We start from the raw sequence: 17,104 nt of genomic DNA on the forward strand, positions 1-17,104 counted from the left end.
GCCAAGGGGTTATTGATCGGCCGACGGTCAGGGCCCGGGGCATAGAAACAAGCTGATGAGGAATGGTCCGATGGCCGGCAAGACGCTCTACGACAAGCTCTGGGATTCGCATTTGGTCAAGCAGCGCGACGATGGTTCGGCGCTGATCTATATCGATCGTCACATCATCCATGAAGTGACCTCGCCGCAAGCGTTCGAAGGCCTGCGTCTGGCCGGACGCAAGCCTTGGCGCATCGATGCCAACATCGCCACCCCAGACCACAACGTACCGACTACGCCTGAGCGCAAGGGCGGGATCGAAGCGATTGCCGATCAGGTCTCCCGGCTGCAGGTGCAGACCCTCGATGACAACTGTGACGAATACGGCATCGTCGAATTCAAGATGAACGATGTGCGTCAGGGCATCGTCCACGTGATCGGTCCGGAGCAGGGCGCCACCTTGCCGGGCATGACCGTGGTCTGCGGTGACTCCCATACCTCCACCCATGGCGCCTTTGGTGCCCTGGCCCATGGCATCGGCACTTCCGAGGTGGAGCATGTGCTCGCCACCCAGTGTCTGGTGGCCAAGAAGATGAAGAACATGCTGGTGCGCGTGGAAGGCACCTTGCCCTTTGGCGTGACCGCCAAGGACATCGTCCTCGCAGTGATCGGCAAGATCGGCACCGCCGGTGGCAACGGCCACGCCATCGAGTTCGCCGGCAGCGCGATTCGCGACCTTTCCGTTGAAGGCCGCATGACCATCTGCAACATGTCCATCGAAGCCGGTGCCCGTGTCGGACTGGTGGCGGCGGACGAAAAGACCGTGGCTTATGTCAAGGGTCGTCCGTTTGCACCCAAGGGCGCCGAATGGGACTTGGCGGTCGAGGCCTGGAAAGACCTGGTGTCCGATGCCGATGCCCAGTTCGACACCGTGGTCGAGCTCGACGCCGCGCAAATCAAGCCGCAAGTCAGCTGGGGCACTTCGCCGGAAATGGTTTTGGCCGTGGATGAACGCGTGCCGGACCCGGCCGAGGAAATGGACCTGGTCAAGCGTGACTCCATCGTCCGAGCCTTGAAGTACATGGGTTTGAGCGCCAACCAGGCAATCACCGACATTCAATTGGATCGCGTGTTCATCGGTTCCTGCACCAACTCGCGGATCGAAGACCTGCGTGCCGCGGCGGTGATCGCCAAGGGCCGTAAAGTGGCCTCCACTATCAAGCAGGCGATCGTGGTTCCGGGTTCGGGGCTGGTGAAGGCCCAGGCCGAGTCGGAAGGCCTGGACAAGATCTTCCTCGAAGCCGGTTTCGAATGGCGTGAGCCGGGCTGCTCGATGTGCCTGGCGATGAACCCGGATCGCCTGGAGTCCGGTGAGCATTGCGCGTCGACGTCGAACCGCAACTTCGAAGGGCGCCAGGGTGCTGGTGGGCGTACCCATCTGGTCAGCCCGGCCATGGCCGCCGCCGCCGCTGTCAGCGGTCGTTTCGTCGACGTCCGTGAATTGATCTAAGGAGCGCAGCATGAAAGCTTTCACCCAGCACAATGGTTTGGTCGCGCCTTTGGATCGTGCCAACGTCGACACCGACCAGATCATCCCCAAGCAGTTCCTGAAGTCGATCAAGCGCACCGGCTTCGGTCCCAACCTGTTCGATGAGTGGCGCTATCTCGACGTGGGCCAGCCCTACCAGGACAACTCCAAGCGTCCGTTGAACAAGGATTTCGTCCTTAACGCCGAGCGTTACCAAGGGGCCAGCGTGTTGTTGGCGCGGGAGAACTTCGGCTGCGGCTCGAGCCGTGAGCACGCGCCCTGGGCCCTGGAAGAGTACGGTTTCCGCAGCATCATCGCGCCAAGCTATGCCGACATCTTCTTCAACAACAGCTTCAAGAACGGTTTGTTGCCGATCATCTTGAGCGATGCTGAAGTCGACGAGCTGTTCCAGCAGGTCGAAGCCACGCCGGGTTACCAGTTGCACATCGACCTTGAGGCGCAGACCGTGACCCGTCCCGACGGCAAGGTGTTGAAGTTCGAGATTGATGCCTTCCGCAAGCATTGCCTGCTTAACGGTCTGGACGACATCGGCCTGACCTTGCAGGACGCTGACGCCATTGCCGCCTTTGAGGCCAAGCATCGGGCCAGCCAGCCCTGGTTGTTCCGCGACGCCTGATCGCCGGCAGCCGGCTCCTGCGGATTTGTGATGCAGGAGCTGGCTGGCCAGCGAACGCCGTTCCCCTGATCAAAAGGACCACAGCATGACCAGCAACGCCCATAGCCAGGTGGTACAGAAGCAATTCGGTGAACAGGCCTCGGCCTACCTGAGCAGTGCCGTACACGCTCAAGGCGCCGAATTCGCGCTGCTACAAGCCGAAGTGGCGGGCCAGGGTGCTGCCCGGGTCCTGGACCTGGGCTGTGGCGCCGGTCATGTCAGCTTCCACGTTGCGCCGCTGGTCAAGGAAGTGGTGGCTTACGACCTCTCCCAGCAGATGCTGGATGTAGTGTCGGGAGCCGCGCAGGAGCGTAATCTGCATAACGTCCGCACCGTTGAGGGCGCAGCCGAGCGCTTGCCGTTCGCCGATGGCGAGTTCGACTTCGTCTTCAGTCGCTACTCGGCTCACCATTGGAGCGACTTGGGCCTGGCCTTGAGAGAAGTACGCCGGGTGCTGAAGCCGGGTGGCGTGGCGGCGTTCATTGATGTCTTGTCGCCGGGCAGTCCACTGCTGGACACTTACCTGCAAAGCGTCGAAGTGCTGCGTGACACCAGTCATGTTCGTGACTATTCGGCTGGGGAGTGGCTACGCCAGGTCAGCGAGGCGGGGTTGCATACCCGCAGTACCGCTCGTCAGCGTCTGCGCCTGGAGTACAACTCCTGGGTCGAGCGCATGCGTACGCCCCAGGTGCTGCGGGCGGCAATTCGCGAGCTGCAGCAGGCAATGGGCAATGAAGTGCGCGAATATTTTGAGATTGAGGCCGATGGTTCGTTCAGTACAGATGTACTGGTGCTGTGGGCCGAGCGATAGAACTTTTCCGGGCGCGCCTGCGGGTGCGCCGACAGAGCAAATGAGGAACGCATGAGCAAGCAGATTCTGATTCTCCCAGGTGACGGTATTGGTCCGGAAATCATGGCCGAGGCGGTCAAGGTGCTGGAGTTGGCCAATGACAAGTACAGCCTGGGCTTCGAGCTGAGCCACGACGTCATCGGTGGTGCTGCCATCGACAAGCACGGTGTGCCCCTGGCCGATGAGACCCTGGATCGTGCTCGTGCCGCCGATGCTGTGCTGCTGGGTGCTGTGGGTGGTCCGAAGTGGGACAAGATCGAGCGTGATACCCGTCCTGAGCGCGGCTTGCTGAAGATTCGTGCGCAGTTGGGTCTGTTCGGCAACCTGCGCCCGGCGATCCTCTATCCGCAACTGGCCGATGCCTCGAGCCTGAAGCCGGAAATTGTCTCGGGCCTGGATATCCTCATCGTGCGCGAGTTGACCGGCGGCATCTACTTCGGCGCGCCTCGCGGCACCCGTGAGCTGGAAAATGGCGAGCGCCAGTCCTACGACACCCTGCCGTACAGCGAAAGTGAAATCCGTCGTATCGCCCGGGTCGGCTTTGACATGGCGCGGGTGCGTGGCAAGAAGCTCTGCTCGGTGGACAAGGCCAACGTTCTGGCCTCCAGCCAGCTGTGGCGTGAAGTGGTCGAACAAGTGGCTCTGGACTACCCGGATGTCGAGTTGAGCCACATGTATGTGGACAACGCCGCCATGCAACTGGTGCGTGCGCCGAAGCAGTTCGACGTGATCGTCACCGACAACATGTTCGGCGACATCCTCTCCGATGAGGCTTCGATGCTCACCGGTTCCATCGGCATGCTGCCGTCGGCTTCCCTGGATGCCAACAACAAGGGCATGTACGAGCCTTGCCACGGTTCTGCGCCGGACATCGCCGGCCAGGGTGTTGCCAACCCGCTGGCGACCATCCTCTCGGTGTCGATGATGCTGCGTTACAGCTTCAACCTGAATGACGCGGCAGATGCCATCGAGCAGGCGGTGAGCCGAGTGCTGGATCAAGGTTTGCGCACCGGTGACATCTGGTCGGCCGGTTGCACCAAAGTCGGTACGCAGGAAATGGGCGATGCAGTAGTCGCCGCGCTGCGGAATCTGTAATCTTTCGGGCCCACCGCACAGACGGTGGCCCACTTTTGTAAAGGTGTAGTTGCGATGAAACGTGTAGGTCTGATCGGTTGGCGCGGTATGGTCGGTTCCGTGCTCATGCAGCGGATGCTTGAAGAGCAGGACTTCGATCTTATTGAACCGGTGTTTTTCACCACTTCCAATGTCGGTGGCCAGGGGCCGTCGGTGGGCAAGGACATTGCTCCACTGAAGGACGCCTACAACATTGAAGAGTTGAAAACCCTCGACGTGATTCTGACCTGCCAGGGTGGCGACTACACCAGCGAAGTCTTCCCCAAGCTGCGTGAAGCCGGCTGGCAGGGTTACTGGATCGACGCCGCTTCCAGCCTGCGCATGCAGGATGATGCGGTGATCATTCTTGACCCGGTGAACCGCAAGGTCATCGACCAGCAACTGGATGCCGGGACCAAGAACTACATCGGTGGCAACTGCACCGTCAGCCTGATGCTGATGGGCCTGGGCGGCTTGTTCGAAGCCGGTCTGGTGGAGTGGATGAGCGCCATGACCTATCAGGCGGCCTCCGGCGCCGGCGCGCAGAACATGCGCGAGCTGATCAAGCAAATGGGCGCGACCCACGCGGCTGTCGCTGATGACCTGGCCAATCCGGCCAGCGCCATCCTCGACATCGACCGTAAAGTGGCTGAAGCCATGCGCAGCGATGCCTATCCGACCGAGAACTTCGGCGTGCCCCTGGCCGGTAGCCTGATCCCGTGGATCGACAAGGAACTGCCTAACGGCCAGAGCCGTGAAGAGTGGAAGGCCCAGGCCGAGACCAACAAGATCCTCGGTCGCTTCAAGAGCCCGATCCCGGTGGATGGCATTTGCGTGCGCATCGGCGCCATGCGCTGCCACAGCCAGGCGCTGACCATCAAGCTCAACAAGGATGTGCCGATCGCCGATATCGAAGGGCTGATCAGCCAGCACAATCCCTGGGTCAAACTGGTGCCGAACCAGCGCGACATCAGCATGCAGGAGCTCAGTCCGACCAAGGTCACCGGCACCCTGAACATCCCGGTTGGTCGTCTGCGCAAGCTGAACATGGGCTCGCAGTTCCTCGGTGCCTTCACCGTGGGCGACCAGTTGCTGTGGGGTGCAGCCGAACCGCTGCGCCGCATGCTGCGGATCTTGCTGGAGCGTTGATTCTCTAAGCGTTTGAAACAGCCCGCCCCTTGCACAAGGCGCGGGCTTTTTCATGCTCATGTAGCGGACTCGCCCGCGAAGAGTGCTTTAGCCCAACCAGCACTTTCCCCCGCGAATTGCCTCGTCACCCCGTGCCGGGTAAAGTGCCGCTCCCCCCGTTCCGCCTGAGGTAGCACCATGACCCCGTCCTTTGATATTGCTGTTATCGGCGCCACCGGCACGGTTGGCGAAACCCTGGTGCAGATTCTCGAAGAGCGTGATTTCCCCGTTGCCAACCTGCACCTGCTCGCCAGCAGTGAGTCGGCTGGTCACTCGGTGCCGTTTCGCGGCAAGAATGTCCGTGTGCGAGAAGTCGACGAGTTCGACTTTGGCAAGGTTCAGTTGGCGTTTTTCGCCGCGGGCCCTGCGGTGACCCTGAGCTTCGCTCCTCGTGCCACAGCGGCCAATTGCGCTGTGATCGACCTCTCCGGTGCCTTGCCGTCGGCCCAGGCACCCAATGTCGTGCCTGAGGCCAATGCCCAGGTGCTGGCTGGTCTAAAGAAGCCGGTGCAACTGAGCAGTCCCAGTGCTGCGGCCACGGCGCTGGCGGTGGCGCTGGCGCCATTGCAGGACGTGCTGGATATCCAGCGGGTTAACCTGACCGCCAGCCTGGCGATTTCCAGCCAGGGGCGTGAGGCCGTCAGCGAACTGGCCCGGCAAACCGCCGAACTGCTGAATGTGCGACCGCTGGAGCCGCGTTTCTTCGACCGCCAAGTAGCCTTCAATCTGCTGGCTCAGGTCGGTACGCCAGATGCCCAGGGACACACGCTGTTGGAAAAGCGTCTGGTGAGAGAGTTGCGGGAGGTGCTGGGGCAGCCTTTATTAAAGATTTCTGTCACTTGCATTCAAGCACCGGTGTTTTTTGGCGATAGCTATAGCGTGACTTTGCAGTCAGGTGCCGACGTCGATCTGGCGGCGGTGAATGCGGCGCTGGAGGCGGCTCCCGGCCTGGAACTGGTGGACGCCGGTGATTATCCCACCGCAGTGGGTGACGCCGTGGGCCAGGACGTAGTCTATGTGGGACGGGTTCGTGGGGGCGTCGACGATTCGGCGGAACTGAATCTGTGGCTGACTTCGGACAACGTCCGCAAAGGTGCGGCCTTGAACGCTGTGCAGCTGGCTGAATTGTTGATAAAAGACCTGCTGTAAAAGATACTTGGCAACAATTTGCAGAATGAATCTAGCTGGGCGCTATGCTTGGCAAGTTGCTGGAGGTGAGTGGCCGTCAGGTGCTCCCGGGGCATGCAGTAAATAATCCCGCGTGGCGGTCGCTCATGATCCCGCGCAGTGCCTTATGGCAGCCGCTACAAAACCTTCTCGCTGGCCGAGGAATGTTCAAACAAAGGATGAGGCTATGGTTCAAGTTCGCAAACTGGTGTTAGCAATAGCGGCCGCCTCGGCGCTGTCCTCCGGTATGGCGCAGGCGCTTGGGCTCGGGGAGCTGACCCTGAAGTCGAGTCTGAACCAGCCTCTGGTAGCAGAAATCGAATTGCTCGATATCAAGGACCTTACTGCTGCGGAAGTGGTGCCCAGCCTGGCCCCGGCAGAAGAGTTCGCCAAGGCCGGCGTCGATCGTCAGGCCTTTCTCAATGACCTGAGTTTTACTCCTGTTCTCAATCCCGGCGGCAAGAGCGTACTGCGGGTGACCTCGAGTCAGCCGTTGTCGGAGCCGATGGTCAAGTTTCTGGTCCAGGTAATGTGGCCCAACGGTCGTCTGCTGCGCGATTACAGCGTGCTGCTGGACCCTTCGAAGTTTTCCCCGCAAGCCGCTGCTGCTGCACAGGCGGCACCGGTCAGTGGCCCGGCGGTGAATGCCCCGGTCACTCGTGCCAACAAAGTCAGCAAGCCTGAGCAATACACAACTGCGCCTCGTGACACGCTGTGGGAAATCGCCGCGAAGAATCGCAATGGCGCGTCGATCCAGCAAACCATGCTGGCGATCCAGGCGCTGAACCCGGATGCCTTTATCGACGGCAACATCAATCGATTGAAAGCTGGCAGGGTCCTGCGCCTGCCTGACGTGGTGCAGAGCACCGCGTTGCCGCAGCCCAAGGCCATTGCCGAAGTGGCTGCGCAGAATGCTGCCTGGCGTCAGGGGCGTCGCGCTGGTGCACGGAGCCAGCTGCAGGTGGATGCGACTCGTCGTGCGGGTGCCGAAAAGGCGCCCAAGCAGGTCAACACCAAGGACAACCTGAGCCTGGTTTCTGCGGACAGCGGCAAGGCTGGTGGCAAGGGCGTCGCGGGTGATAGCAAGGCCCTGAACAACAAGCTGGCGGTGACTCAGGAAAGCCTGGATGCAACCCGTCGCGATAATGCTGAACTCAAGGAGCGCATGGCGGATCTGCAGAGTCAGCTGGACAAGCTGCAGCGCCTGATCGAATTGAAGAACAACCAGTTGGCCAAGTTGCAGGCTGAAGGTGCGGCCCCTGTCGCTCAGCCAACAGCGGTGATGCCTGCTGAACTGGTGGCCAAACCTGAGGCGCCTGCGGCGACGCCAGTGGTTGCGCAAGCTCCAGTCAGTGAGCCAGCAGCCAATCCGGCTCCGGATGTGCCAGCGGCCCAGGCTGACGAAGACAAGTATGGCGACCTGCTGACCAATCCAATCCTTCTCGGGCTGGTAGGTGGCGGTGCGATAGTGGCGGTGTTGCTGCTGTTGCTGTTGCTGGCACGTCGTCGCAAGGCTCAGCAGGAAGCGGAAAAGCACCTGCGCATGGCTCGGGCGTTGTCCGAGGAAAATAGTGACTTCGCCGAGGAACTGGATCTTCCGGAAGGTAGCTTTGAAGGTCTTGAAGTCCCGCCACCAAGCGTCAAGCTCGCTCCAGCTCCAGCTCCAGCTCCAGCTCCAGCTCCAGCTCCAGCTCCAGCTCCAGCTCCAGCTCCAGCTCCGGTGATGGCGCCAGTTCCGGCGGCGCCGGTTGAGCGAGCCACCGATGTGCTGGGGCAGGCGCAGAACCATATCGATGGTGGTCGCCTGAATCAGGCGGCAGCCATTCTTGAAGAGGCGGTCAAGCTCGAGCCGCAGCGCAGTGATCTGCGCCTGAAGCTGATGGAGGTGTATGCGCATCAGGGGGATCGCAGCGCTTTTGTCGCTCAGGAGCGGCAGCTGGTAGCCAATGGCGATAACCACGCTCAGGTCGAGCAGCTCAAGAGCCGTTTCCCGGCGATGGTGGCGGTGGCGGCGACAGCGGGGCTGGCTGCTGCGGCTGTGGCTGCGGAACTGGATGCTCAGTATGTCAAGGAGCTGCTGGATGAGCCTGAGCCCGCTGAGCCCGCGGCGCCTGTGGAAGGTCTGGACGCGGATTTCGATCTGAGCCTGGATGACCTCGAGGCAGCTTCGCCAGCGGTAGTGGCGTCTGAGCCTGAGGTTGAACTGGAGGAATTCCCTCTGGACGACGACCTGAGCTTTGGTTCGGTTCTTGAGCAGCAGACTGCGGCTCAGGAAAGCCTGGATGATCTGGGGGATTTCGACCTTGATCTCGGAGCGGACCTGCCGGCGTCGACCCAGAGTGACGACGACTTCCTGTTGAGCCTGGAAGACGATCTCAAGGATCTGCCGGCTGGCGATGTGCCTACCGTCACCGAGTCAACGCTGGATGACTTGGATCTGTCGGCTGACTTCGATCTGTCCCTGGCTGATGAAATGGATGCCGCGGCAGAGCCCAAGGACGCCTTTGCCTCCGAACTGGATGATGTCAACGCCGAACTGGATCGTCTGGCCCAGAGTCTGGATCAGCCGGAGCCGGCTACGCCAAGCTTCACGGCTGAAGATGCTGCGGCTGCGCCTGAGGAAGCGGATTTCGACTTCCTCGCCGGCAGCGATGAAGTGGCCACCAAGCTGGATCTGGCTCAGGCCTATATCGATATGGGTGACAACGACGGCGCGCGGGATATTCTGGGCGAAGTGCTCAGCGAGGGTAATGAAGGACAGAAGAGCGAAGCGCAGGAAATGCTCGCAAGACTGGCCTGAAACAACCCGATGCTTGAGCAGAACGGCAGCCGATAAGGCTGCCGTTTTTGTTGGTGGCGCTTTTGGCGGTCATTCAGACCAGCAGGTCTTCGTAGAAGGCGCCAAAGGGGCGAGTAGGGTGGGCGATCTGGATTTCCAGGATCCACAGGCCCACTTGTGGGCAGTCGGCGAAGTCCCCCAGGTCTCCAGCGCGATAGATCGCGTGGGGGAAGTCGCTGACCCGATGCCCCTTGATCTCCAGGTTGAGCATCCAGCCCATGGCGCGGGCCTGTTCTTCGGCGTATTGGTACAGTTCGGGGCCGGCCACTTGATGGGTTTTCCAGTGATCGCGCACCTGATCGAACAGGCTCTTGGCGGCCGCGGCACAGGCGTGCATTTCCTCGTCGCAACCTACGACGTAAGTCGCTCCGCAATCGCCTTCGTGGCGATCCCAGACGACTCCCAGGTCAATGAAGAACAGATCGTTTTCATTCAGTTGGGGGTCGCTGTCGGAGCGTTGCTTGAAGGTCTTAAGGGTGTTGGCGCCAAAACGAATCAGCAGTGGGTGCCAAATACGTTCCATGCCCAGCTCCTGTAATACTTGCAGGCCCATCTCCCTGGCGGTGGATTCGTGCATGCCGGGCTTGATCCGCCTGGCCATTTGCGCGATGGCCTCCCAGGTCATGCGCTTGGCGTGGAGCATGCCTTCCAGGCTGTAGGCCAGGCCCACGGCTTCTTTGTTGGTTGCGATCATTCGTCGGCTCTCGGTCAGGGTGTTTGTTTCTCTACCGCTATGTAGGTTGCTATATAGCGATGACCTGGCGGCTGATGCAATCGTTGTCGACGTGAAGCAATCTGCAACTAAACCGCGGCAGTGCATGGCGTCTGCTCCCGCCAGCCTTATAATGAGCGCCTTTGCGCATATCAGCAGGCTGTAAGTTCTTGGCAAATATAGATAACCCGGCCGCCGAAATGGCGGCCGCAGGCTTTTCCCGCATCGCTCTGGGTGTTGAATACAAGGGATCGCGCTATCGCGGTTGGCAGCGTCAGGCTTCTGGTGTGCCCAGCGTCCAGGAAACCCTGGAGAAGGCCTTGTCCAGGGTTGCGGACTCTCCCGTGGTGGTGGCTTGTGCGGGGCGTACCGATGCCGGTGTGCATGCCTGTGGTCAGGTGGTGCATTTCGATACCCAGGCCGTGCGCTCGATGAAGGCTTGGGTCATGGGGGCCAATATCAACCTGCCTCATGACATCAGTGTCAGTTGGGCTCGTGAGATGCCGGCGCATTTTCATGCTCGGTTCAAGGCGATTGCCCGGCGCTATCGCTATGTGATCTACAACGATCAGATCCGTCCGGCCCATCTCAATGAGGAGGTCACTTGGAATCACCGGCCGCTGGATATCGAACGGATGGCCCAGGCTGCCGCGTTTCTGGTGGGGACCCATGATTTCAGTGCGTTCCGGGCTGGCCAGTGCCAGGCCAAGTCGCCGATCAAGGAGATTCACCACCTGCGGGTTACCCGGCACGGCAAGATGATTGTCCTGGACATTCGCGCCAGTGCCTTCCTGCATCACATGGTGCGCAATATTGCCGGGGTCTTGATGACCATCGGTGCGGGCGAGCGGCCGGTGGAATGGGCGCGGGAGGTGTTGGAGAGCCGGATTCGCCGCACGGGCGGGGTCACCGCTCATCCTTTCGGCCTGTATCTGGTGCAGGTGGAATACAAGGATGAGTTCCAGTTGCCGGAGCGATACATCGGGCCACATTTCCTCACCGGTTGGTCTGAACTTGACGGCTGACGCCCGGAAAAGCATTTGCTACCATCCGGAACTTTCCGAATTTGCCCCCGAGGTTCAAACGACATGTCAGCTGTTCGCAGCAAGATTTGCGGGATTACCCGCATAGAAGATGCGTTGGCAGCGGTGGCGGCGGGGGCCGATGCCATCGGTCTGGTGTTCTATGCCAAGAGTCCCCGGGCGGTGAGTGTGCAGCAGGCGCGGGCGATCATCGCCGCCTTGCCGCCGTTCGTGACGACGGTCGGGCTGTTCGTCAATGCCAGTCGCTGCGAGTTGGGGGAGATCCTCGATGCCGTTCCGCTGGACCTGCTGCAGTTCCACGGCGATGAGTCGGCAGCGGATTGCGAGGGTTATCACCGTCCCTATATCAAGGCGCTGCGAGTCAAGGCCGGGGATGACGTTGCTGCTGCCTGCCTGGCTTATCCGCGCGCCAGCGGAATTCTGCTGGATACCTATGTCGAGGGTGTGCCGGGGGGAACTGGCGAGGCCTTTGACTGGTCCCTGGTTCCTCAGGGGCTGAGCAAGCCGATCATCCTGGCTGGCGGACTGTCAGCGCAGAACGTCGCCGAGGCCATTGCTCGGGTTCGCCCCTATGCGGTGGATGTCAGTGGCGGTGTGGAGCAGAGCAAAGGCATCAAGGATCCGGCAAGGATTCAGGCATTTATGCAGGCAGTGCGTCGCAGCAACGAGTCGATGTGACGGCTGGCAGTCTGCCGCCGTCCATAACACCACTGTACAAAACAGGCAGGCGCCGCCTTAAGGCGGGGTCGGAATCGAGTGGCAACCGCTCTATTGCGGGTTGTCGGGATGGCTGAGGGGCGCTTCATTGCAGGCAGGTCGAGCCCGGTGCTGACCGCGGTAGCGAAGTGATCATCGCCGCACACATGAATTTAGCTCAAGGGCATACGCGGGGTTGCGAACCAGAGCGTTCGGGCCGCCGGTACTGGAGAAAGAAAGCATGAGCAACTGGTTAGTAGACAAACTGATCCCTTCGATCATGCGTTCCGAGGTGAAGAAAAGCTCGGTGCCCGAAGGTCTTTGGCACAAGTGTCCGTCCTGCGAGGCGGTGCTTTATCGTCCGGAGCTGGAAAAGACCCTGGATGTTTGCCCCAAGTGCAATCACCACATGCGCATCGGTGCTCGCGCCCGGATCGATATTTTCCTCGACGCCGAAGGTCGTGCCGAGCTGGGTGCTGATCTGGAGCCGGTTGACCGTCTGAAATTTCGTGACGGCAAGAAGTACAAGGACCGTCTGACGGCAGCGCAGAAGCAGACTGGCGAGAAGGACGCTCTGATCTCCGTGAGTGGCACTCTGCTGGGCATGCCGGTCGTGGTTTCGGCCTTTGAGTTCTCCTTTATGGGCGGGTCCATGGGCGCCATCGTTGGCGAACGCTTTGTCCGCGCGGCCAACTACGCTCTGGAAAACCGTTGCCCAATGATCTGCTTCTCCGCCTCCGGTGGTGCGCGGATGCAGGAGGCGCTGATCTCCCTGATGCAGATGGCCAAGACCTCCGCCGTGCTGGCGCGCCTGCGTGAAGAAGGCATTCCATTCGTCTCCGTGCTGACCGATCCGGTCTACGGTGGTGTTTCCGCCAGTCTGGCGATGTTGGGTGATGTAATCGTCGCCGAGCCTAAAGCCCTGGTGGGCTTCGCGGGGCCGCGAGTGATCGAGCAGACCGTGCGGGAAAAACTGCCGGAAGGCTTCCAGCGCAGCGAATTCCTCCTGGAGCATGGTGCCATCGACATGATCATCTCCCGTCAGGAGCTGCGTCCGCGCCTGGGTAATCTGCTGGCCCAGCTCATGGGGCTGCCGACGCCTGAATTCGTGGCCGCTCCCGTTGAACCGATCGTGGTTCCGCCGGCTCCAGCAAACCTATGACCCAGCGTACCCTGGGCGATTGGCTCGCCTACCTTGAGCAGTTGCACCCTTCGGCCATCGATATGGGGCTGGAGCGCTCGCAGCAGGTAGTGGCCCGGATGGGGCTGGGCAAGCCGGCGCCTCGGGTCATCACGGTCACTGGTACCAATGGCAAGGGCTCTACTTGTGCCTTTGTCGCTTCCCTGTTGCGGGCTCAGGGCCTGCAGGTTGGGGTCTACAGCTCGCCGCACCTGCTGCGCTACAACGAACGGGTGCAGATCAATGGCGTTGAGGCCACTGATCAGCAACTGTGCGAGGCCTTTGTTGCGGTAGAGGCGGGGCGTGGTGATGTTTCCCTGACCTATTTCGAGATGGGCACCCTGGCGGCGTTCTGGCTGTTCCAGCGCGCGGCCCTGGATGCCGTAGTCCTGGAAGTGGGGCTGGGTGGGCGTCTGGATGCGGTCAATCTGGTGGATGCCGACCTGGCATTGGTCACCAGCATTGGTGTCGATCATATCGAGTACTTGGGGGATTCCCGGGAGTCCGTGGCTTTCGAGAAGGCTGGAATCTTTCGTGCCGGCGCTCCAGCTCTGTGTGGCGACCTGAATCCGCCGCAGCCTTTGCTGGACAAAGCGCGAGAGCTGGGTTGTCCGCTTTTCCTCCGGGGGCGAGATTTCGACCTCGGGCTCACCGAAGAATATTGGCAATGGCGCGGTCTGGATGCCCAGGGCAATCAGGTTGAGTTGCGTGATCTGCCGCTGCTCGATTTGCCCATGGAAAACGCGGCGTTGGCGTTGCAGGCCTACCTGCTTACCGGGTTGCCCTGGCAGCCTGAGCTGATCGGTGCAGCTCTGCAGCGGACCCGGGTGACCGGCCGTCTGGATCGTCGGCAGATCGAGTGGCAGGGCAAGCGTCTGAACCTGCTTCTGGATGTGGGGCACAATCCCCATGCCGCGCAGTATCTGGCCGAGCGCCTGGCGCGTCGACCCGTAGCCGGCAAGCGCCTGGCGGTATTCGGCCTGCTGGCGGACAAGGATCTGTCGGGAGTTGTCGGCAGTTTGCAGGCCTCGGTCCAGCACTGGGCGGTGGCTCCACTGGATTCGCCTCGGGCGCGCCCTGTGGAGGATCTGCAGGCCGCCTTGGAGAACCTTGGTGCTTCGGTAGCGTCTTATGCCAGTGTCGCAGCGGCGTTGGACGCGCAATGTGCGCAAGCGACTGCAGATGACGAAATTCTGCTGTTCGGATCTTTTTATTGTGTTGCCGAGGCGCTTGAGTGGCTCGCCCGGCGCTCCACGGAGGAAGCTGCACATGGCAATGCTGGATAAGGTCTACAAGCAGCGAATGGTTGGAGCGCTGGTGTTGGTGGCTTTGGCGGTGATTTTTCTGCCGATGCTGTTCTCGCGAGAGGATGAGCAGCGCCACGTAACGGTTGAAGCGCCGCCGGCGCCACAGGCCTCGGTCATGCCTCAGGTTCAGGTTGAGCCGGTGGTAGTGCCTGAGCCCCAGGTATTGCCCCAGGAACCGGTGCCTGTCGAGGAGCCCGTGGTGCAGCAGGTTGCACCGTCGATGCCGATTGCTCCGAGTGCGCCAGCGGTTGCGCCAGCACCTGTAGTGGCCAGCAAGCCGGCGCCAGCGCCTAAGCCTGCCCCTGTGCCGGCCCCGGCCCAGCCGATTGCCGCAGCCAAGCCTGATACCAGTCAGAGTCGGATCGATGCCAATGGTCTGTCCATCAGCTGGTCGGTGCAGTTGGCCAGCCTGTCGAGCCGTGAAAGTGCGGAAAACCTGCAGAAAACCCTGCGCAGCCAGGGCTATAACGCATATATCCGTTCTGCTGAAGGCAAGAATCGGGTGTTTGTCGGGCCGTTGATCGAGCGTGCCGAGGCTGATCGCCTGCGTGACCTGTTGGGTCGTCAGCACAACCTCAAGGGTTTTGTGGTGCGCTTCCAGCCGGAGCGTGGCTGAGGCTATCTGGCTGATTTCAAAAGCACAGTGAATCGCAGCTTACCGACAGCCAAGCGCTCTGTTAAAATGCGCCGCCTTATCCGTCTGTAGGCTGCACTGTGCCATTTACCTGGGTTGACTGGGCGATCGTTGCAATAATCGCCATCTCCGCTTTGATCAGCTTGAGCCGCGGTTTCGTCAAAGAAGCCTTGTCGTTGCTTACCTGGATCATCGCAGGAGTCGTTGCCTGGATGTTTGGTGGCTCACTGTCCGAGTACCTCGGCGGTTATATCGAAACTCCTTCGGCTCGCGTGATCGCGGGCTGCGCAATCATGTTTGTCGCCACCTTGCTGGTGGGGGCAATGGTCAACTATCTCATCGGCGAATTGATTCGTGTCACCGGTCTCTCCGGAACCGATCGATTTCTCGGCATGGCCTTCGGCGCGGCGCGTGGCGCGTTGCTGGTGGTCGTGGCCGTCGGGCTCTTGAGCCTGGGGCCGGTTCAGCAGGATTCCTGGTGGCAACAGTCGCGACTGGTGCCACAATTTCTATTGGTTGCAGACTGGTCCAAGAACCTCATTCTGGGGTGGAGCAGTCAGTGGCTGGCCAGCGGTATCAGCGTACCCGCTGAAATACCGTTCAAGGAGCACCTCTTACCGGCCAAAACGCCTCAGTAAGATGTGTTCAGTTCAGTTTCATTAAGTAGGGGTTGCGTCGCATGTGTGGCATCGTCGGTATCGTCGGTAAGTCGAACGTCAATCAGGCGCTGTATGACGCGCTAACCGTCCTCCAGCACCGCGGCCAGGACGCTGCCGGTATCGTGACCAGCCATGATGGCCGGTTATTCCTGCGCAAGGACAATGGCCTGGTTCGTGATGTGTTCCAGCAGCGGCATATGCAGCGTCTGGTCGGTCACATGGGTATTGGCCATGTGCGTTACCCGACTGCGGGCAGTTCGACTTCGGCCGAGGCTCAGCCGTTCTACGTCAACTCGCCGTACGGCATCACCCTGGCGCACAACGGCAACCTGACCAATGTCGAGCAGTTGGCCAAAGAGATCTATGAGTCCGATCTGCGCCACGTCAACACCAACTCTGACTCCGAAGTGCTGCTCAACGTGTTCGCTCACGAGCTGGCCCAGCGCGGCAAGCTGCAGCCTACCGAGGAAGACGTGTTTGCTGCGGTGACTGACGTGCACAACCGCTGTGTCGGTGGTTACGCAGTGGTGGCCATGATTACCGGTTACGGCATCGTCGGTTTCCGTGATCCACACGGTATCCGTCCGATCGTTTTCGGCCAGCGTCATACCGACGAAGGCGTGGAGTACATGATTGCCTCGGAAAGCGTTTCCCTGGACGTGCTGGGCTTCACCCTGATTCGCGACCTGGCTCCAGGCGAGGCGGTCTACATCACTGAAGAAGGCAAACTCTACACCCGTCAGTGCGCCACCAACCCGCAGCTGACTCCGTGCATCTTCGAGCACGTTTATCTGGCTCGTCCTGACTCGATCATTGATGGTGTCTCGGTGTACAAGGCGCGTCTGCGTATGGGCGAGAAGTTGGCCGAGAAGATCCTGCGCGAGCGTCCGGAGCACGATATTGATGTGGTGATCCCGATTCCGGACACCAGTCGTACCGCGGCGTTGGAGTTGGCCAACCATCTGGGCGTCAAGTTCCGCGAAGGTTTCGTCAAGAACCGCTACATCGGTCGCACCTTTATCATGCCGGGCCAGGCGGCGCGGAAGAAATCCGTGCGTCAGAAACTCAATGCAATTGAGCTGGAATTCCGCGGCAAGAACGTGATGCTGGTGGATGACTCCATCGTCCGTGGCACCACCTGCAAGCAGATCATCCAGATGGCCCGTGAAGCCGGCGCGAAAAACGTCTACTTCTGCTCGGCGGCCCCTGCTGTACGCTATCCGAACGTGTACGGCATCGACATGCCAAGCGCTCACGAGCTGATTGCTCACAATCGTTCGACCCAGGATGTGGCGGACCTGATTGGTGCCGACTGGCTGATCTATCAGGATCTGCCAGACCTGATCGAAGCAGTCGGTGGTGGCAAGATCAAGATCGAGAGCTTCGATTGCGCCGTGTTTGATGGCAAGTACGTCACTGGCGATGTGGATGAGGCCTATCTGAACAAGATCGAGGACGCTCGTAATGATGCCTCCAAGGCCAAGACTCAGGCAGTCAGCGCCATCATCGATCTGTACAACAACTGATCCAGAG

15 protein-coding genes are annotated in these 17,104 nt (G+C 60.6%); 14 read left to right on the forward strand and 1 reads right to left on the reverse strand.

The window, feature by feature from the left end; translation table 11 throughout:
- Positions 1-70: 70 nt before the first annotated feature.
- The 7 genes from leuC (at position 71) to WIN67_RS10755 (ending at position 9,301) form a co-directional block, all read left to right on the forward strand.
- Positions 71-1,489 carry a 3-isopropylmalate dehydratase large subunit gene (gene leuC, locus WIN67_RS10725; RefSeq protein WP_339071198.1) on the forward strand — a complete coding sequence of 473 codons (1,419 nt, stop codon included), beginning with the start codon at positions 71-73 and terminating at the stop codon, positions 1,487-1,489.
- 10 nt (positions 1,490-1,499) lie between these two features.
- Positions 1,500-2,144, forward strand: a complete 645-nt coding sequence (gene leuD / locus WIN67_RS10730; protein ID WP_102882508.1) for a 3-isopropylmalate dehydratase small subunit — start codon at positions 1,500-1,502, stop codon at positions 2,142-2,144.
- Positions 2,145-2,229: 85 nt separating this feature from the next.
- Complete coding sequence (locus tag WIN67_RS10735; RefSeq protein ID WP_339071199.1) at positions 2,230-2,994, forward strand: class I SAM-dependent methyltransferase; 765 nt, start codon at positions 2,230-2,232, stop codon at positions 2,992-2,994.
- A 51-nt stretch (positions 2,995-3,045) separates the two neighbouring features.
- Positions 3,046-4,128, forward strand: coding sequence for a 3-isopropylmalate dehydrogenase (leuB, locus tag WIN67_RS10740; RefSeq protein WP_102863665.1), 1,083 nt, complete (start codon positions 3,046-3,048; stop codon positions 4,126-4,128).
- A 54-nt stretch (positions 4,129-4,182) separates the two neighbouring features.
- Complete coding sequence (asd, locus tag WIN67_RS10745) at positions 4,183-5,295, forward strand: aspartate-semialdehyde dehydrogenase (RefSeq protein WP_102863663.1); 1,113 nt, start codon at positions 4,183-4,185, stop codon at positions 5,293-5,295.
- 177 nt (positions 5,296-5,472) lie between these two features.
- Positions 5,473-6,483 carry an aspartate-semialdehyde dehydrogenase gene (locus WIN67_RS10750; protein ID WP_170002249.1) on the forward strand — a complete coding sequence of 337 codons (1,011 nt, stop codon included), beginning with the start codon at positions 5,473-5,475 and terminating at the stop codon, positions 6,481-6,483.
- Positions 6,484-6,688: 205 nt separating this feature from the next.
- Complete coding sequence (locus tag WIN67_RS10755; protein WP_339071201.1) at positions 6,689-9,301, forward strand: FimV/HubP family polar landmark protein; 2,613 nt, start codon at positions 6,689-6,691, stop codon at positions 9,299-9,301.
- A gap of 73 nt (positions 9,302-9,374) precedes the next feature.
- Here WIN67_RS10755 and WIN67_RS10760 read toward each other — a convergent pair whose 3' ends face one another.
- Entirely contained in the window at positions 9,375-10,034 is a 660-nt protein-coding gene (locus WIN67_RS10760) for an aminopeptidase P family protein (RefSeq protein WP_265074451.1), read from the reverse strand.
- A gap of 218 nt (positions 10,035-10,252) precedes the next feature.
- Between WIN67_RS10760 and truA the strand changes: the two genes are divergently transcribed.
- The 7 genes from truA to purF all read left to right on the forward strand — a co-directional run bounded on the left by truA (position 10,253) and on the right by purF (position 17,097).
- Positions 10,253-11,077, forward strand: a complete 825-nt coding sequence (truA, locus tag WIN67_RS10765; RefSeq protein WP_102863657.1) for a tRNA pseudouridine(38-40) synthase TruA — start codon at positions 10,253-10,255, stop codon at positions 11,075-11,077.
- 63 nt (positions 11,078-11,140) lie between these two features.
- Positions 11,141-11,773: a phosphoribosylanthranilate isomerase gene (locus WIN67_RS10770; RefSeq protein WP_306408408.1), complete on the forward strand. Its 633-nt coding sequence runs from the start codon at positions 11,141-11,143 to the stop codon at positions 11,771-11,773.
- A gap of 259 nt (positions 11,774-12,032) precedes the next feature.
- Complete coding sequence (gene accD, locus WIN67_RS10775; protein WP_273924341.1) at positions 12,033-12,953, forward strand: acetyl-CoA carboxylase, carboxyltransferase subunit beta; 921 nt, start codon at positions 12,033-12,035, stop codon at positions 12,951-12,953.
- Positions 12,950-14,257, forward strand: coding sequence for a bifunctional tetrahydrofolate synthase/dihydrofolate synthase (folC, locus tag WIN67_RS10780; protein ID WP_110652593.1), 1,308 nt, complete (start codon positions 12,950-12,952; stop codon positions 14,255-14,257). The genes accD and folC overlap by 4 nt, the downstream gene beginning before the upstream one ends.
- Complete coding sequence (locus WIN67_RS10785; protein ID WP_110652594.1) at positions 14,241-14,894, forward strand: SPOR domain-containing protein; 654 nt, start codon at positions 14,241-14,243, stop codon at positions 14,892-14,894. Before folC ends, WIN67_RS10785 begins: the two co-directional genes overlap by 17 nt.
- A gap of 98 nt (positions 14,895-14,992) precedes the next feature.
- Positions 14,993-15,550 carry a CvpA family protein gene (locus tag WIN67_RS10790; protein WP_016968003.1) on the forward strand — a complete coding sequence of 186 codons (558 nt, stop codon included), beginning with the start codon at positions 14,993-14,995 and terminating at the stop codon, positions 15,548-15,550.
- 41 nt (positions 15,551-15,591) lie between these two features.
- Complete coding sequence (purF, locus tag WIN67_RS10795) at positions 15,592-17,097, forward strand: amidophosphoribosyltransferase (protein ID WP_102863649.1); 1,506 nt, start codon at positions 15,592-15,594, stop codon at positions 17,095-17,097.
- Positions 17,098-17,104: the final 7 nt, after the last annotated feature.

This window comes from Pseudomonas idahonensis (assembly GCF_037903935.1).
GTDB lineage: Bacteria > Pseudomonadota > Gammaproteobacteria > Pseudomonadales > Pseudomonadaceae > Aquipseudomonas > Aquipseudomonas danubii.

Excerpts from the sequence above, each read along its gene's own strand:
- leuC (WP_339071198.1), top strand. The coding sequence starts at position 71 with ATGGCCGGCAAGACGCTCTACGACAAGCTCTGGGATTCGCATTTGGTC.
- leuD (WP_102882508.1), top strand. The coding sequence starts at position 1,500 with ATGAAAGCTTTCACCCAGCACAATGGTTTGGTCGCGCCTTTGGATCGT.
- WIN67_RS10735 (WP_339071199.1), top strand. The coding sequence starts at position 2,230 with ATGACCAGCAACGCCCATAGCCAGGTGGTACAGAAGCAATTCGGTGAA.
- leuB (WP_102863665.1), top strand. The coding sequence starts at position 3,046 with ATGAGCAAGCAGATTCTGATTCTCCCAGGTGACGGTATTGGTCCGGAA.
- asd (WP_102863663.1), top strand. The coding sequence starts at position 4,183 with ATGAAACGTGTAGGTCTGATCGGTTGGCGCGGTATGGTCGGTTCCGTG.
- WIN67_RS10750 (WP_170002249.1), top strand. The coding sequence starts at position 5,473 with ATGACCCCGTCCTTTGATATTGCTGTTATCGGCGCCACCGGCACGGTT.
- WIN67_RS10755 (WP_339071201.1), top strand. The coding sequence starts at position 6,689 with ATGGTTCAAGTTCGCAAACTGGTGTTAGCAATAGCGGCCGCCTCGGCG.
- WIN67_RS10760 (WP_265074451.1), bottom strand. The coding sequence starts at position 10,034 with ATGATCGCAACCAACAAAGAAGCCGTGGGCCTGGCCTACAGCCTGGAA.
- truA (WP_102863657.1), top strand. The coding sequence starts at position 10,253 with ATGGCGGCCGCAGGCTTTTCCCGCATCGCTCTGGGTGTTGAATACAAG.
- WIN67_RS10770 (WP_306408408.1), top strand. The coding sequence starts at position 11,141 with ATGTCAGCTGTTCGCAGCAAGATTTGCGGGATTACCCGCATAGAAGAT.
- accD (WP_273924341.1), top strand. The coding sequence starts at position 12,033 with ATGAGCAACTGGTTAGTAGACAAACTGATCCCTTCGATCATGCGTTCC.
- folC (WP_110652593.1), top strand. The coding sequence starts at position 12,950 with ATGACCCAGCGTACCCTGGGCGATTGGCTCGCCTACCTTGAGCAGTTG.
- WIN67_RS10785 (WP_110652594.1), top strand. The coding sequence starts at position 14,241 with ATGGCAATGCTGGATAAGGTCTACAAGCAGCGAATGGTTGGAGCGCTG.
- purF (WP_102863649.1), top strand. The coding sequence starts at position 15,592 with ATGTGTGGCATCGTCGGTATCGTCGGTAAGTCGAACGTCAATCAGGCG.